The 14,427-nt window shown below is 62.4% G+C and carries 16 protein-coding genes; 7 read left to right on the top strand and 9 right to left on the bottom strand.

The window, feature by feature from the left end:
• Positions 1-518 precede the first annotated feature (518 nt).
• The 6 genes from OU993_RS02510 to OU993_RS02535 all read right to left on the bottom strand — a co-directional run bounded on the left by OU993_RS02510 (position 519) and on the right by OU993_RS02535 (position 8,002).
• Positions 519-932, bottom strand: a complete 414-nt coding sequence (locus OU993_RS02510) for an Ivy family c-type lysozyme inhibitor (protein WP_268154660.1) — start codon at positions 930-932, stop codon at positions 519-521.
• Positions 933-1,017: 85 nt separating this feature from the next.
• Positions 1,018-4,479, bottom strand: coding sequence for a chromosome segregation SMC family protein (locus OU993_RS02515; protein ID WP_268157471.1), 3,462 nt, complete (start codon positions 4,477-4,479; stop codon positions 1,018-1,020).
• A 105-nt stretch (positions 4,480-4,584) separates the two neighbouring features.
• Positions 4,585-5,289 carry a DsbA family protein gene (locus OU993_RS02520; protein WP_268154662.1) on the bottom strand — a complete coding sequence of 235 codons (705 nt, stop codon included), beginning with the start codon at positions 5,287-5,289 and terminating at the stop codon, positions 4,585-4,587.
• 142 nt (positions 5,290-5,431) lie between these two features.
• Positions 5,432-5,935 carry a DUF721 domain-containing protein gene (locus OU993_RS02525; RefSeq protein ID WP_268154664.1) on the bottom strand — a complete coding sequence of 168 codons (504 nt, stop codon included), beginning with the start codon at positions 5,933-5,935 and terminating at the stop codon, positions 5,432-5,434.
• Between the two features lie 2 nt (positions 5,936-5,937).
• Positions 5,938-7,152 carry an O-antigen ligase family protein gene (locus OU993_RS02530; protein ID WP_268154665.1) on the bottom strand — a complete coding sequence of 405 codons (1,215 nt, stop codon included), beginning with the start codon at positions 7,150-7,152 and terminating at the stop codon, positions 5,938-5,940.
• Between the two features lie 97 nt (positions 7,153-7,249).
• On the bottom strand, positions 7,250-8,002 hold the full coding sequence (locus OU993_RS02535; protein WP_268154666.1) for a glycosyltransferase family 25 protein: 753 nt from the start codon (positions 8,000-8,002) through the stop codon (positions 7,250-7,252).
• A 60-nt stretch (positions 8,003-8,062) separates the two neighbouring features.
• Between OU993_RS02535 and mutY the strand changes: the two genes are divergently transcribed.
• Genes mutY through OU993_RS02550 form a run of 3 tightly spaced genes read left to right on the top strand, consistent with a single transcriptional unit; the run spans position 8,063 to position 10,096 of the window.
• Positions 8,063-9,142, top strand: coding sequence for an A/G-specific adenine glycosylase (mutY, locus tag OU993_RS02540; RefSeq protein WP_268154667.1), 1,080 nt, complete (start codon positions 8,063-8,065; stop codon positions 9,140-9,142).
• Positions 9,143-9,174: 32 nt separating this feature from the next.
• Positions 9,175-9,789: an HAD family hydrolase gene (locus tag OU993_RS02545; RefSeq protein ID WP_268154668.1), complete on the top strand. Its 615-nt coding sequence runs from the start codon at positions 9,175-9,177 to the stop codon at positions 9,787-9,789.
• Between the two features lie 13 nt (positions 9,790-9,802).
• Positions 9,803-10,096 carry a putative quinol monooxygenase gene (locus OU993_RS02550; protein ID WP_268154669.1) on the top strand — a complete coding sequence of 98 codons (294 nt, stop codon included), beginning with the start codon at positions 9,803-9,805 and terminating at the stop codon, positions 10,094-10,096.
• Positions 10,097-10,294: 198 nt separating this feature from the next.
• Here OU993_RS02550 and OU993_RS02555 read toward each other — a convergent pair whose 3' ends face one another.
• Complete coding sequence (locus OU993_RS02555) at positions 10,295-11,425, bottom strand: site-specific DNA-methyltransferase (RefSeq protein ID WP_268154670.1); 1,131 nt, start codon at positions 11,423-11,425, stop codon at positions 10,295-10,297.
• 144 nt (positions 11,426-11,569) lie between these two features.
• On the opposite strand from OU993_RS02555, the gene OU993_RS02560 reads away from it, so the two are divergent.
• Complete coding sequence (locus OU993_RS02560; protein ID WP_268154671.1) at positions 11,570-11,866, top strand: nucleotidyltransferase family protein; 297 nt, start codon at positions 11,570-11,572, stop codon at positions 11,864-11,866.
• 217 nt (positions 11,867-12,083) lie between these two features.
• Entirely contained in the window at positions 12,084-12,203 is a 120-nt protein-coding gene (locus tag OU993_RS02565; RefSeq protein ID WP_268154672.1) for a HepT-like ribonuclease domain-containing protein, read from the top strand.
• On the opposite strand, the gene OU993_RS02570 is transcribed toward OU993_RS02565, so the two are convergent.
• Together OU993_RS02570 and OU993_RS02575 are read right to left on the bottom strand one after the other, a co-directional pair.
• Positions 12,192-12,551: an antibiotic biosynthesis monooxygenase family protein gene (locus tag OU993_RS02570; RefSeq protein ID WP_268154674.1), complete on the bottom strand. Its 360-nt coding sequence runs from the start codon at positions 12,549-12,551 to the stop codon at positions 12,192-12,194. The genes OU993_RS02565 and OU993_RS02570 overlap by 12 nt on opposite strands.
• Entirely contained in the window at positions 12,548-12,877 is a 330-nt protein-coding gene (locus OU993_RS02575) for an NIPSNAP family protein (RefSeq protein ID WP_268154675.1), read from the bottom strand. The genes OU993_RS02570 and OU993_RS02575 overlap by 4 nt, the downstream gene beginning before the upstream one ends.
• Before the next feature lie 73 nt (positions 12,878-12,950).
• Between OU993_RS02575 and OU993_RS02580 the strand changes: the two genes are divergently transcribed.
• Both OU993_RS02580 and OU993_RS02585 read left to right on the top strand, forming a co-directional pair.
• The gene (locus OU993_RS02580) at positions 12,951-13,649 is read left to right on the top strand and encodes an ArsR/SmtB family transcription factor (RefSeq protein WP_268154677.1); all 699 of its coding nucleotides are present in this window, start codon (positions 12,951-12,953) and stop codon (positions 13,647-13,649) included.
• Positions 13,650-13,719: 70 nt separating this feature from the next.
• The gene (locus tag OU993_RS02585; RefSeq protein ID WP_268154679.1) at positions 13,720-14,409 is read left to right on the top strand and encodes an HAD family hydrolase; all 690 of its coding nucleotides are present in this window, start codon (positions 13,720-13,722) and stop codon (positions 14,407-14,409) included.
• Positions 14,410-14,427 lie beyond the last annotated feature (18 nt).

The raw sequence follows: 14,427 nt of genomic DNA on the forward strand, positions 1-14,427 counted from the left end.
TCAAGCATTTACAGGAGTTGAAGGCCCTTGAAAACCGGGGGTATGCAGGATGATGCTGCATTGCAACAAAATTGCGGCACTTTCACTGCCGCGATGGCGGGAACAAGGACGAAGGGAACGGCAGCCAGCATCGACGATCATGGCACAGGGATGCAGCCTGTACGCGCATTCGGTCAAGACGGGAGCGGTGGAGAAACAGGCTTTGCGGGGCCGCCTGCTCCGGCCCCGCAAAGCCTTCCGGCAGGTACAGGAACCCTGCCGGGGGGTGCGAAACGCGCACGTGTCAGCAAGAAACTGACATATGGATGCTGCGTAGCACAACATTATGAGCTTCGATAGCAGTCATAATAAGGGGACAAGAAATTATAGGCACCCCTCAAAAGGCCGGGTAATTCCACAGATTTCTGCAACAGGTTTGATAAATTTCAAGAATTTCTCTTCCTGCGTCAAACGCCAGGCCTTTGGCGCATCCTTTGCCCCTTTTGGTCACGCAGATGTGCACAGACCAAAGGCATTCCCTAGAGCCCTTCACGCCGCAATTGAGATAGCGCGTCGGCTGAAGGTTTGCCGAGCACAACCTGACCGAGAGTTTTATCCGTCACGCGGAGGGCAACGACCTTCCCGTCCGGCAGGAAGAGAACCCGCAACTGGCTGTCTGGGCAGTGTTTGGCAAGGCAAGCGCCAAAAAGCTCCATCGCCACGCCATCCACGGTGACGGCCTGCGAGGCGCCCGAGACGTAACGCGGCCGGGACAGCATGTTGCGCACCCAGGAAGGAAGCCCACGCTCCCCCTGCAGCAATTTGCGCAGGTTCTGTTCATGCACCTTCGATGAGGCGAGCACCTCATGCAGGAAACGGCCGGATTTTGCCTCCGCCGCGAAGGCCTGAACCGGAACGAAAAGGAGGATGACAAGGAAAAGCCGGGCGATCATCGTGTGTCTCTCACAGTTCGCGGCAGCGACACGGTCACCGCTGCCTGTCGCAGTGGAACCGCGGAAGGCCGGCACGGTTGCCGGCTCAGCTTGCCTCGCGCAGCAGTTCCGCGGTCTGCAGATCGACGGAGACCAGCTGGGACACGCCCTGCTCCGCCATGGTGACCCCAAATAGCCGGTTCATCCGCGCCATGGTGATGGGGTTATGGGTGATGATGACGAAACGTGTCTCCGTGGAGGCCGCCATCTCATCCATCAGGTTGCAATATCGTTCGACATTGTGGTCATCGAGCGGCGCATCCACTTCGTCCAGCACGCAGATCGGCGCCGGATTGGTGAGAAAGACGGCAAAGATCAGCGCCATAGCCGTCAGCGCCTGCTCGCCACCCGACAGGAGCGTCATGGTCTGCGGTTTCTTGCCCGGCGGGCGGGCGAGGATTTCGAGCCCGGCTTCCAGCGGATCATCGCTTTCGATCAGCTGCAGTTCGGCCGTGCCGCCATTAAAGAGGTGGGTGAACAGGCGCTGGAACTGCGCATTCACCACATCGAAGGCGGCGATCAGACGCTCGCGGCCCTCGCGGTTAAGGCTCTGGATGGCGGACCGGAGTTTCTTGATCGCGTCGATGATGTCGTCGCGCTCCTTGATGAGGCTGGCGAGCTTTTCGGACAACTCCTTCTGCTCCTCATCGGCGCGCAGGTTGACGGCACCGAGCCGCTCGCGTTCGATCTTCAGCCGGTCGACCTCTCGCTCCACCTGGACCGTATCGGGAAGCGCGGCACCTGGCTGGATGCCGGCAAGGCGGAAGATGTCGTGCGGTTCGATCGACAGGGTCTGGCGGATGGCGTTTTCGGCATCGTGGCGGCGTTCGGCGGCCGAAACGAGGCGCTCTTCGGCACGACCGCGCTTTTCGCGGGCTTCCGCCAGCTCCGCAAGTGCGGTTGCCGCCTGCCGGTCGGCCTCGCGCTGACGCGTTTCTGCTTCCGCCAGCCGATCACCGGCCTCGCGGCGCGCCTCGTCGGCCTTCTGCAATTCGGTGAGCAAGGCACGGCGCTTGTCCTCGAACTCCTCCGGAGCCAGATCGAGTTCGGCCACCTCCTCGCGGGCCTCCTCCTCACGCTCGCGCAACGTCGCGATATGATCTTCGGCGCTCGCCGCACGGGCGGCCCAGGTGCCACGCTCCTGTGCAATGGCCGAGAGGCGGCGGCGGCGTGCCTCCATCTCCCGCGACAGGCCTTCGAAACGGGCGCGGGCTTCTGCCAGTTCGGCGCGGTCGGTGGCCACCGCCATCTGCTGCGCGGTCAGACGCCGTTCGACATCGGAAAGGTCCGGCGCCTCTTCCAGTTCGCTGCGGGCTGCCTCGGCCTGCTCGTCCAGTTCTTCGCCCTGCCCGCGCAGCTGCTCGAGCGCGCTTTCGACCGCGGCGCGGCGGCGCATCAGGTCACCGGCCGCCCGTTCGGCCTGGGAGAGCGCCTCGCGCGCATCCGAGAGCGTGCGGGTGAGGATGCGGCTGCGTTCGCGCGCTTCCGCTAGGTTCAGCTCTTCCGCACGGATGACCTCGCCCGCATCGCCGAGCAGGCTTTCAGCCTCGGAAAGAATAATACGCGCCTCGTCGATCTCCGCTTCCAGTTCCGACAGCCGGTTCTTCTGCGCAAGGCGCAAGGCCGCCGCTGAGGGGGCTTCCGAGCCGGTGACATGGCCATCCCAACGGTAGACCGCGCCGTCCTTCGTCACCAGCCGCTGGCCGGGCTTCAGCTGCGGCATCAAGCGTGCGGCCTCGGCGGGTTCGACGATACCGACCTGACGCAGAGCCCGGTTGAGCTCCGGCGGCGCGTTCACATGGGCAGACAGCGGCAAAACGCCCGGCGGCAGCGAGGGATCCTCGCGTCCATCGCCGTTCTTCAACCAGTGGGCCGGGGCCGACGGATCGAGCGGGCTGTCGAGATCATCGCCAAGCGCTGCGCCAAGAGCTGCCTCGAACCCACGATCGACACGGATCATCTCGGCAACCGGGGCAAAACTGCCGCTGGCCGCCCCCGTTGCCAGCATCTTGCGAATGGTGCGGGCTTCCGTCTCCAGGCCGTTCAGGCTGGCACGCGCCGTCTCCACCGGGCGACGGGCCTCGATCTCGCGGGTGCGCGCTTCCGCCAGCCGCTCCTCGATCGCCTCGATCACAAGGCTCGCATCCTCGAGCGCGCTTTCGGCCGCCTCGACCGCCTCGCGGCGCTCCTCCGGATCGGCAAGGCCCGCCAGCCTTTCCGTCAAAGCCTCCACCTCGCTGCCGGCCTCCGACAGCTGGCGATCGAGACGGAGACGCCGGTCGGCGATGTCGCGGATCGCCCGTTCTAGCTGGGCGCGGTTTGCCGCCGCCTCCGCACGCTCGGCGGTGACAGCGGCGAACTGGCGTTCGCTTTCGGCCAGTTTTGCCGCGGCATCGTCAAAGGCGGCCTTGGTCTCCTCCGCCTCTTCGCCCGACTGGTCGAGAAGTGCTCGAAGCTCCTCATCCTCGGCATCGAGCCGTGCCAGCACATCGGCATTGTCGGCCATCAGCTGTTCTTCGCGGCGAATATCCTCGCCCAATTGGGCGAGCCGGCGCATCAGGTCATCTCGGCGCCGCGAAAGACGGTCGGCCTCTTCATCGAGCTGGCTGCGGGCGATCTGCAGGCGCTGCAGGGCGGCCCCTGCTTTCGCTTCCGCCTCCCGCAGTTCCGGCAGCTTGAGGCTGGCAATGCCTTGCGCCTTGGCCGCCTCCATCTGCGCCTGCGCCTTTTCCGCGACGAGCGAGGTGACGGCATTCAGCGCAATCGCCGCCTCGTTTTCCGCCTCGCGGGCCTGGACGAAACGGATGTGCAAAAGAAGCGCTTCGCGCTGGCGGATATCGGCCGACAGCATCTTGAAGCGGTTCGCCTGACGCGCCTGGCGTTTCAGGCTTTCGATCTGGCTTTCCAGCTGGGCGGTGATGTCTTCCAATCGCTCCAGATTGGTTTCGGCGGCGCGCAGACGCAGTTCGGCCTCGTGGCGACGCGAATGCAGGCCGGAAATGCCGGCGGCTTCTTCCAGCAACTGGCGGCGTGCCTGAGGTTTGGCCTGGATCAGCTCGCCGATACGCCCCTGCCCGACCATGGAGGGCGAGCGGGCGCCGGTGGAGGCATCAGCAAACAGAAGCTGCACATCCTTGGCGCGCGCCTCCTTGCCGTTGATGCGGTAGACCGACCCCTGCTCCCGCTCGATGCGGCGCGAGACCTGGATTTCGTCGCTATCATTGAAGGCGGCAGGTGCAGAGCGGTCGGCATTGTCGAGAAACAGCGCCACTTCCGCCGTGTTGCGCGCCGGGCGGTTGCCGGAGCCGGAGAAGATCACGTCGTCCATGCCGGACGCGCGCATGTTCTTGTAGGAGTTTTCCCCCATCACCCAGCGCAGCGCTTCGACGAGGTTCGACTTGCCGCAGCCGTTCGGACCGACGACGCCGGTGAGGCCCGGTTCGATGACGAACTCGGTCTGTTCGACGAAGGACTTGAAACCGGTCAGGCGCAGCTTGTTGAACTTCATGCGCTTCGCCTCAGGTCCGGCCAGCGGGCGGCCAAGCGAGCCGCAGACGGCAAAAAGGGCGCGCGGCAAGGCCACACGCCCTTTTCCTTACCCGGAACGGTCGTCTCAGAGCAGGCTGTCGATGAGGGCAGACATGGCTTCAACCGACATGTCTCCAGAATAGCGGTTGCCGTTGATCAGGAAGGTCGGCGTCGAATTTACGCCAAACTCTTCGGCGCCGCGCTTCATCGTGGCGTTCACATCATCGAGAAGCTTCTGGTTCGTCAAGCAGGCGGTGAAGCTCTCCTGTGTAAAACCGGCGAGTTTCGACTGCTGCAGCAGCGCGTTGCGCACATTGCCGTCCGCCGGAGCCGCCCAGGCACGCTGCTGCTTAAAGAGCATCGAGACCATGGCGTAATATTCCTTCGAACCCGCGAGCTGCTGCGGGTTGGACGGATTGCAGCGCGCCAGCATGAAGGCCGCGGTCGCAACCGGATCAAACGGGAACTCGCGCAGGATGAAGCGCACCTTGCCGGTGTCGATGTATTTCGTCTTGATCGGATCGAAGGTGGTGGCGTGGAAATGGGCGCAATGCGGGCAGGTCATCGACATGTATTCGACGATGGTGACCGGTGCCTTTTCATCGCCGATCGACATTTCCGGCAGCGGACCCGGCTGCAGGACCTTGGCCATGTCGACCTTGCCGGAGGATTCCGGCTTTTCCTGCGCGAAGGCTTCGGAGACCGGGCCGAGCAGCGTGAGGCTGAAGGCAGAGGCTGCGACACCGCCAAGAAGCTGGCGCCTGGAGATTGTCAACGCATTCATCGGCATTGGGACACCCATTGTTCAGTAAAGAGCAGATTCATGTTCAACTTCCGTATAGTGCCGTTTTGTCGAGAACAAGCGTCTGCACGGATGGTTTTCTCAAACAATCGTGACACGCACGAGATGAACGGCGGCTGAGCGCCGCCCTTTACGGCCGGCGACGGGTGCCGGGCTGCAGAACGGCGGTTCCCAGACGCTCGACAGCCTTCTTGAGCGCTTCGTTTTCGATCCCGTCCATCATGTCGTGCAGGCGCCGTGCGGCATCGCCGCGCAGAGGCAGGGGTTTGCGACGCGATTTAACCGGTGCCGAGACCGGCTTCTGCACGATGCGCACCTGCCGCACCGCCGGAAAACCGAAAAAGCCATTGATGCGATCTATCAGCTCGCCCTGCGCATGGCTGAGAAAGAGCGCGCGCGCACCTTCGCAGGCAATCGTCAAGGTGCCGGGCTGGTGGCCGCTCGGCCCCTCGCTGCCATCGCGCCGCGGCCAGGCGATCTTTTCCGGTCGGGTGCAATCGGCAAAATCCTCACCGGCGATCTCGTCCCAGGAGCCGAGCAAGGCCGTTGTGATGCCGGCCCGGCGCGCCAGCACTGGATCCATGATGCCGTTGGCGATCTCCGCGATCTGCAGTGGAACGCGCGGCTTTGCCATGGTCAGACCTTTCTTGCCGCGGCGGGGGTCAGCATGTTCCAGCGGCGGAACTGCGCCATGCAGCAGCCGAAGAACAGCATGCTCGTTGCCAGGCACAGTTCATGATAGAACGGATCGTGCAGCAGACCAAACATCGCGACACTGCCGTAGAAGTAAAGTCCGCACCGCTGGATGCTCCGGTGCAAGGTCTGGCGCAGAACGGTCAGCAAGAAAGCGGTCGGGATGGCACACAACAGGACCAGACCGACGACGCCGTTGGCGAGCAGTTCCTGCAGCACGAAATTGTGCACGTGCTTGAAGCCCTCAATCATGCCGGCATGGCTTCCCGCCTCCACCTTCATCAGAGCAAACATGTCCATGAGACCGACGCCGGTCAGCGGATGCTGCTTGATCACGGCGAGCGCCGAGACCCACATGGTCAGGCGGATATCACCCGATTCCATGTTGTAGTTGTTGGCGCCTGCCACGTAATATTCGTAGACGCTGTAGAAACGATCGCTGATCATGTCCTGGACCGGCGGCAGGAAAAGCAACACGGCCATGCCGAGCAACATCCCGGCATAACTGCGATTGCGAATGCGAGGCCGCCAGCCAAGGCTCCAGAAGAAGAACTCGGCGACGAACAGGACGGGCACCAGCACCAGGACGGCCCGGGTTTCGGTCAGGAAGATCGGGAAACTGGCGAGCGCCATGTATTGCAGGCCGTTTGGCAGGAAACGTGGCGGTTGATCGAGACGGATCGTCGCCACCAGCGCGCCGAGGAGCACGAGCAGCGCCACGATCGCGGCATTGCCGCCGCCACTGTAACGCTCAAGATCGTGACCGTGATAGAGCAGCAAACCGAGTGCAACGAGGAAGGCCGCGCAGGTTCCGATGCGGGTGCCGATCACCAGGGTCCGCAAGGGTCTGCGCACCAGACAGAGGCCAGGGCCGATAAAGGTCGCTCCGAACAAGAGCAGCATGAAACCGAACTGGCGGTTTCCAGGCTCAACTTCGCCTCGCAGAATGATCAGGGATAGCGACCAGGCACAATAGAGCACCACGACGCCATAAGCGGAGGCCGCATAGTGCCAGGCCCGGCGTCGGTTGGAAAAGACGACATAGAGGCCGCAGATGGCAAAAAAACTCGCCAGACCCACAGGGCCCGGCAGGTAAAGCGGGAACATGATGCCAGCAAGACCAAGCAGCCAGAGATCGATCCGCCGGCGTGCGAGCATGAATTTCCGGAACGACATCATCAAAACATTTCGGCCTTTTATAATTCCGTTAGAACACTGAAACCGCGGCCCCGACAACCGGGTTAAAGCACAAGATTTACCGAACCAATGCGTAAATTGCACGCCTGAATGCTTCTGCCACGCGGAACATATGGGTCGGCATCTTCTTCAGTCCACGCAATTTGAGCCCGCGATAGTCCGCCCGGCTGGCAATCAGCGTCTCGTTGCGCAGCGCGCCGAAATCGATGACATTGTCCTCGGTCGTATAGACCGGGACACCATGCTGCCAGCAGCGCTCCAGAGCACTGTCAAGCGGCAGCGATTGCGGCAGCATCCGCTCCGCCAGCCGCTCCGCGGCCTTTGCGGTCAGAAGGTAACAGGCGGACGAGCCCTGCGGCCCGAACCGCGACAGGCCGATGCGATCGCCCATCGCGCTGGTAAAGCGGTGCTGGAAGGCTACCGTGCGGTGATTGACCAGCTTGACGACGCAATCCTCCGGCACCGCCTGCAGGATCGCGGTGGCGCGCTGCATCAGGTCATGGGTGAGAGCCACATCGTCCTCGATGACGAGGGCTGCCTTGCTGCCGCTTGCGACCAGATGGCGGAAGGCATTGATGTGGCTGCGGTAACAGCCATATTCACCCGCCATCATCGGACGGCCATTGCGGTTGCGGAAGAGATGGAGATCGACATCCGCCCAGTCCTCCTGGGGAACCTGACTGCCATCGACGCCCGCCACCCGCTCCAGCGTGATGCCAAGCTCTGCGGCCTGGCTCTCGATCAGGGCGCGCCTGGCTGCGGCGCGTTCGATATTGATCAGGAGGACCGGCAATTCCATCTCTAATGCCATTGGCTTCAACGTCACCGCACTCTATCACTGGGGCCAAATGTAATCTGTTGTCCTGATCCGATGCCCGCACGAACAGAAACCCGCCTTTCCGACACCCTGCTTCACTGGTATGACCGGCACCATCGGGAACTTCCGTGGCGGGTGACACCGCGCGAGCGCGAGGCGGGCAAAAGGGCCGAGCCATATCACGTCTGGCTTTCGGAAGTGATGCTCCAGCAGACAACGGTGCAGGCGGTCAAGCCCTATTTCCGTAAATTCCTCAATACATGGCCATCCGTGACCGATCTGGCGGCGGCCCCGGTGGACGACGTGATGGCCGCCTGGGCCGGCCTCGGTTATTACGCCCGCGCCCGCAATCTCAAGAAATGCGCCGAAGCGGTGGCCGCCGAGCATGCCGGACGTTTTCCCGATACGGAGGACGGGCTCAGGTCGCTACCCGGCATCGGCGATTATACGGCAGCGGCCGTCGCGGCGATCGCCTTCGACCGTCCCGCCGCCGTGATGGACGGCAATGTGGAGCGCGTCATCTCAAGGCTTTATGCGATCGATTCGCCGCTGCCGGGGTCCAAACCGCAGATGAAGGCGAAGGTGCGCGAATTGACGCCGACAGAGCGACCCGGCGATTTCGCCCAGGCGATGATGGATCTCGGCGCGACGATCTGTACGCCGAAACGTCCGGCCTGCGCGCTCTGTCCCTTCCGCGGCGACTGTCTGGCGCTTGCGACCGACGAGCCGGAACGTTTTCCGGTGAAGGCGGCGAAGAAGGAGAAGCCGGTGCGCCAGGGGGCCGCCTTCGTGGCGGTCTCTTCGGATGGGGCCGTTCTCCTGCGCCGGCGCCCCACCTCCGGGCTGCTCGGCGGCATGAGCGAGGTGCCGACGACGGACTGGACCTCACGCATGGATGGCGGCACGACGGCGGACCATGCGCCGTTTGCCGCAGACTGGCAGACCTGCGGCGTGGTGAGCCACGTTTTTACGCATTTTGAACTGCGGCTGACCGTGTTTCGCACACGTACCGACGAGCCCGCGGCGGTGGCGGGATGGTGGGAGCCGGTCGAAACACTCGAGGCGCAGGCGCTGCCGACGGTGATGAAAAAAGTCATCGTCCAGGCTATTCCACTGGCATTCAAATCGATTTAAACCGGACTCATCTGTGAGAAGAGGACTGTTTCATGCGCGTTGAGATCAAGCATATCGTCTTCGACATCGGCAAGGTACTGATCCATTACGATCCCAACCTTCCCTTCAGCCGGATCATTCCCGATGCCGAGGAGCGGCGCTGGTTCTTCGACAATGTCTGCACCCATGACTGGAACCTGGAACAGGATCGCGGCCGCGACTGGTCGGTGGCCGAGGCGCTGTTGATCGAACAATATCCGGAACGCGAGGCGCAGATCCGCGCCTTCCGCAAGCATTGGCATGAAATGGTGCCGCATGCTTATCAGGAGAGCGTCGCCATCATGGAAGGCCTGATCGATGAAGGCCGCGACGTGACCATGCTGACGAACTTTGCCGCCGACACCTTTCGCCATGCGCGCGAGATGTATCCCTTCCTGAACCGCCCGCGCGGTGTCACCGTCTCCGGAGAGATCTTTCTCATCAAGCCGGATGTCGCGATCTACCGCAAACATGCGGAGGATTTTGGCCTCGATCCGGCCCGGACGATCTTCATCGATGATTCCGCGGCCAATGTGGACGGCGCCAAGGCAGCCGGCTGGCAGGCCGTACAGTTTACCGATGCCGCAACCTTGCGCCGCGATCTTGGCGCCTATGGCATCGCAGTGTGAAGCGGAGGAGTAAATGGCTGACGACAAAATCTATCTCGATGGACATATCGATATTCCATCCAGCCGGCTGGAAGAGGTTCTGGCGGCACTGCCGGAGCATATCCGGCTGACGCGCGCCGAACCCGGCTGCGTGAAATTCGAGGTTTCTCCCAGCAAGACGGTGGCGGGTCGCCTCATCGTCTCGGAAATCTTCCTCGACGAAGCCGCCTTCGAAGCCCATCAGGCCCGCAACCGCGCTTCCGAATGGTTCCGCGTGACGGCGGGCATTGAGCGGCATTTCCGCATCCGCACCGGGGATGACGGCTGAGCCGCTACAATGAATTGACGCCCGGACCTTCACCAGATCCGGGCGTCATATCCCTCTTCGGGACTGGAGAATGAACCGAAAAGGAAGCTCATTGACGGCGGCGGTGGATCAGCTGTCTCCGTGCAATGAGAAAGACCATTCCAATGTCACACCGGACGGGGCAACCGGTTCGCCCCTCGCCCGATGGCAGACCTGCCCTCAATCGAGAGCCGCCATATCCTTGCGGACAAGAGCGCGCAGGGCATCGATCGGCTTCAGCGTGCCCTCGTCTTCGTAATGCCAGAAGGTCCAGCCGTTGCAGGTGTCAAAACCCTGCACCTTGGCGCCGACGCGGTGGATCGATCCCGCCTCGCCGCCGGAGACCAGCGTGCCATCGGCGCGCACGATTGCGCTGACCTTTCGTTTGGCGTCCGTCAGCACCTGGCCAGGCTTGACCATGCCGCTTTCCACCAGCGTATTGAAGGCAACCCGCGGTTCGGCCTTCTTACCGGAGAGCACGGTGAGTTCCACCTTGCCGAGAGGCTCGACGGCGGCGATGCGGGCAGACGCCGCATCGATGTAATCCTGCTCGCGCTCAATGCCGACGAAGTTGCGGCCAAGCCGCTTGGCAACCGCGCCTGTCGTGCCGGACCCGAAAAAGGGGTCGAGGATGACATCGCCCGGCTTGGTGGAGGCCATGATGATGCGGGCGAGCAGCGCTTCGGGCTTCTGCGTCGGATGGATCTTCTTGCCGTCATCGTCCTTCAGCCGCTCATGGCCGCTGCAGATCGGGAACAGCCAGTCGGAGCGCATCTGTACGTCGTCATTCGACGCCTTCAGGGCATCGTAGTTGAAGGTGTAGGACTTTGCCTTGGCATCGCGGCTTGCCCAGATCAGCGTCTCGTGCGCGTTCTGGAAACGGCGACCCTTGAAGTTCGGCATCGGGTTCGTCTTGCGCCACACGACATCGTTCAGCAGCCAGAACCGCAGATCCTGCAGCATGGAGCCGACCCGGAAGATGTTGTGGTAGGAGCCGATGACCCAGATCGTGCCATTCGGCTTCAACACGCGGCGGCAGGCGAGCAGCCAGGCGCGGGTGAAGGCATCATAGGCCTGAAAGCTCTCGAACTGGTCCCATTCGTCGTCGACCGCATCGACCAGCGACTGGTCGGGCCGGTGCAGCATGCCGCCAAGCTGCAGATTATAGGGCGGATCGGCAAAGATGACATCGACCGACTGGTCGGGAAGCGCTTCGAGGGCGGCGACGCAATCGCCCTTGATGATGGTATTCAGCCAGGTGTCGGGACGAACCTGGGCCTTCAGATCCTTAAGCGGAAGAACGGATGCCATCTGATACTCGCTGAACGCTGACTCGGACAATGTTTACAGACTGTTATGGTTACCCAGTTTGGTTACCAAAGCCTGAAGAGACCGCGAAAAACGCGCGAAATAATCGCAATGGAAAGAACAGCCGGTCCGTATTAGATTAACGGCATGAGGAAAGACGAGGCGATCAGACAGTTGACGGAACGGGCCGACGCCATCCGGGCGCTCGGTGCGACCTCGATGTATCTATTCGGATCCGTGGTGCGGGACGAGGCGAAGGAGACGAGCGACCTCGATCTGTTCATCGATTATGATGCCTCGAAGAAGTTTTCACTTTTGGATCTGGTGGGTCTGAAGCAATTTCTCGAGGAGGAACTGCGGCTGGGTGTGGACGTGACCACACGCAACAGCCTGCATCCCCGCCTTAAAAATCACATCATCGCCTCCGCCGAACGGATCTTCTGATGCCGCGGGACGTGACCATTGTTCTGGATGAAATGCTGGAGACAATCACCTAGCTGCAAACGGCGACCGATGGCAAGACGATTGAGTACCTGGCTGCCGATTGGTTCTTTCGGATGGGAGTCGAACGGGCAATCGAGATCCTGTCCGAAGCAAGCAGGCACTTGCCGGAAGAGCTGCTGGCGCACGAGCCACAGATCCCGTGGAACGGGTGCGCAGCATGGGGAATGTTCTTCGCCATGAGTATCATCGGATCGCTGAGGACGTCATCTGGGACGTCCTCACACACGATCTTCCGCCACTCAAGCTTGCCTTATTGCGCCTCAGATCAAGATTTTGACCGCACTCCCAGCGCCTCCCCCTTCTCCGCCGGCGCCTCGTCGCGCTCGAACAGGCCGTAATCGCGCAGCACATGGCCGATGCGCAGGCGGTAGTCGGCGAAGATCTCGGTCCGCCCTGCCCGTTGCGCGGCACGGTGTGCTTCCACGTTCCGCCAGGCCCTCACCGCCTCCTCGTCGCGCCAGAAGGAAAGCGACAGGAGCTTGCCGCGCAGCGTCAGGCTCTCGAAGCGTTCGATCGAGATGAAGCCGTCGATCGTTTCAAGCTCGTTGCGCAGCTCTCCGGCCAGATCCAGATAGCGGTGGCGTTCGCCCATATAGGGCACCACTTCGAAGATGACGGCGATCATGGCGACACCTTCGGGCCATGCGGCAGCGAGACGTTGCGCAAAAAGATCCGGTCCTCCTTCAGGATGAAACGCTCGCGGCTGGCAAAGGCATAGTTCTCGCGGCCGAGCGGGTCTTCGGCAAGGCGCGCGCGGTAGGCTTCGTAGGCGGCGAGGCTTTCGATGGAATAGACGCCGTAGGCGGTGGTGGAAGATCCCTCGTGCGGGGCGAAATAACCGATGAGATCGGCGCCGCAGCGGGGAATGGCCTGCCCCCAGGCCTTGGCGTAATCGGCAAATTGGCCGCGCTTGAAAGGGTCGATCTCATAGCGGATGAAGCAGGTGATCATCGTGTTGTCTCCAGTCTCGATGATCCCAAATTGTCTTATTGCAGAGCATCGATGCTTCGGTTACGATCGAAGTATGAAAGAAGGACCCGACATAGCCCGCATCGCCACGCTGATCGGCGACCCGGCCCGCGCCAACATGCTGACCGCCCTGATGTGCGGCCAGGCGCTGACGGCCACCGAACTCGCTCAGACCGCCGGCGTGACGCTGGCGACCGCCAGCGCGCATCTCTCCAAGCTGGAGGAAGGTGGGCTGCTCACCCAGCGCAAACAGGGGCGCCACCGCTATTTCGCGCTGGCCGACCACAGGGTGGCAAGCCTGCTGGAGGATCTTGCCGGGCTTGCCGCAACGCGCGGTCATCTGCGCCATCGCCCCGGCCCGAAAGATCCGGCGCTGCGCCGGGCGCGCATCTGCTATGATCACCTGGCCGGCGATTTCGGCGTGCGGATCCTCGACAGCCTCATCGAACGCGGCGCGATCCTTTCCGAGGACGAGACGCTCACACTGACGACGACGGGCCGGCAATTCGTCTGCGACATGGGCATTGACGTCGAGACCATCGAGACGCCGCGCCGGCCGCTCTGCCGGGCCTGCCTCGACTGGAGCGAACGCCGTTCGCACCTCGGCGGCTCGCTCGGCAAGGCGCTTTTCGACCAGATGCTCGCGAAGGGCTGGGCGAAACGCGAGCCGGAAAGCCGCGCCATCCGTTTCACCCGCGAGGGCACCAGCCGTTTTCTCGCCCTCTTCCCGGTCCAGGACGTCGACGCCGCCTGATTGTTATCGAGGCCTGCCTCGTGTAGGTCAGGCACGATCCCTTACGGCTTGACGAAAGAGAACTTCTGACATGAGCGACTTCGACCTCATCATCTTCGACTGCGACGGCGTTCTGGTCGATTCGGAAATCATTGCCGCGCAGGTCGAATCCCGCCTGCTGACGGAAGCCGGATACCCGATCAGCGTGGAAGAAATGGGCGAACGTTTTGCCGGCATGACCTGGAAGAACATCCTGCTTGCAATCGAGAAGGAAGTCGACATTCCGCTGTCCGCCTCGCTGATCGACAAGTCGGAAAAGCTGCTCGACGCCCGCCTGGAGCGCGACGTGAAGGTGATCGACGGTGTGAAGCTTGCGCTGTCGAAGATCACCACGCAGGCCTGCATCTGCTCCAACTCCTCAAGCCAGCGGCTTGACATGATGCTGACCAAGGTCGGCCTGAAACCCTATTTCGAGCCGCATATCTTCTCGGCGAAAGATCTCGGACCCGACAAGGTGAAGCCGCGACCGGACATTTTCCTGCACGCCATCGACACCTTCAAGGTGAATGCATCCCGCACGGTGGTGATCGAGGATTCGGTGCATGGCATTCACGGTGCGGTTGCCGCCGGCTGCCGGGTGATCGGCTTTACGGGTGCATCGCACACCTATCCGAGCCATGCCGACCGCCTGACGGATGCCGGCGCCGAAACCGTGATTGCCCGGATGAGCGACCTGCCGGCGACGATTGCCGCATTGGGCCAATGGGCCGGCGCGATCTGAGGAGCGTCTGGAATTGGC

Source organism: Rhizobium sp. SL86, from assembly GCF_026672545.1.
Taxonomy (GTDB): Bacteria; Pseudomonadota; Alphaproteobacteria; order Rhizobiales; family Rhizobiaceae; genus Neorhizobium.

Bases quoted from the DNA above. Each gene is read 5' to 3' on its own strand.
- OU993_RS02515 (WP_268157471.1), bottom strand. From the start codon at position 4,479: ATGAAGTTCAACAAGCTGCGCCTGACCGGTTTCAAGTCCTTCGTCGAA.
- OU993_RS02555 (WP_268154670.1), bottom strand. From the start codon at position 11,425: ATGGCATCCGTTCTTCCGCTTAAGGATCTGAAGGCCCAGGTTCGTCCC.
- OU993_RS02520 (WP_268154662.1), bottom strand. From the start codon at position 5,289: ATGCCGATGAATGCGTTGACAATCTCCAGGCGCCAGCTTCTTGGCGGT.
- OU993_RS02530 (WP_268154665.1), bottom strand. From the start codon at position 7,152: ATGCTCGCACGCCGGCGGATCGATCTCTGGCTGCTTGGTCTTGCTGGC.
- OU993_RS02510 (WP_268154660.1), bottom strand. From the start codon at position 932: ATGATCGCCCGGCTTTTCCTTGTCATCCTCCTTTTCGTTCCGGTTCAG.
- OU993_RS02585 (WP_268154679.1), top strand. From the start codon at position 13,720: ATGAGCGACTTCGACCTCATCATCTTCGACTGCGACGGCGTTCTGGTC.
- OU993_RS02570 (WP_268154674.1), bottom strand. From the start codon at position 12,551: ATGATCGCCGTCATCTTCGAAGTGGTGCCCTATATGGGCGAACGCCAC.
- OU993_RS02545 (WP_268154668.1), top strand. From the start codon at position 9,175: ATGCGCGTTGAGATCAAGCATATCGTCTTCGACATCGGCAAGGTACTG.
- OU993_RS02525 (WP_268154664.1), bottom strand. From the start codon at position 5,935: ATGGCAAAGCCGCGCGTTCCACTGCAGATCGCGGAGATCGCCAACGGC.
- OU993_RS02550 (WP_268154669.1), top strand. From the start codon at position 9,803: ATGGCTGACGACAAAATCTATCTCGATGGACATATCGATATTCCATCC.
- OU993_RS02560 (WP_268154671.1), top strand. From the start codon at position 11,570: ATGAGGAAAGACGAGGCGATCAGACAGTTGACGGAACGGGCCGACGCC.
- mutY (WP_268154667.1), top strand. From the start codon at position 8,063: ATGCCCGCACGAACAGAAACCCGCCTTTCCGACACCCTGCTTCACTGG.
- OU993_RS02535 (WP_268154666.1), bottom strand. From the start codon at position 8,002: ATGGCATTAGAGATGGAATTGCCGGTCCTCCTGATCAATATCGAACGC.
- OU993_RS02565 (WP_268154672.1), top strand. From the start codon at position 12,084: ATGGGGAATGTTCTTCGCCATGAGTATCATCGGATCGCTGAGGACGTC.
- OU993_RS02580 (WP_268154677.1), top strand. From the start codon at position 12,951: ATGAAAGAAGGACCCGACATAGCCCGCATCGCCACGCTGATCGGCGAC.
- OU993_RS02575 (WP_268154675.1), bottom strand. From the start codon at position 12,877: ATGATCACCTGCTTCATCCGCTATGAGATCGACCCTTTCAAGCGCGGC.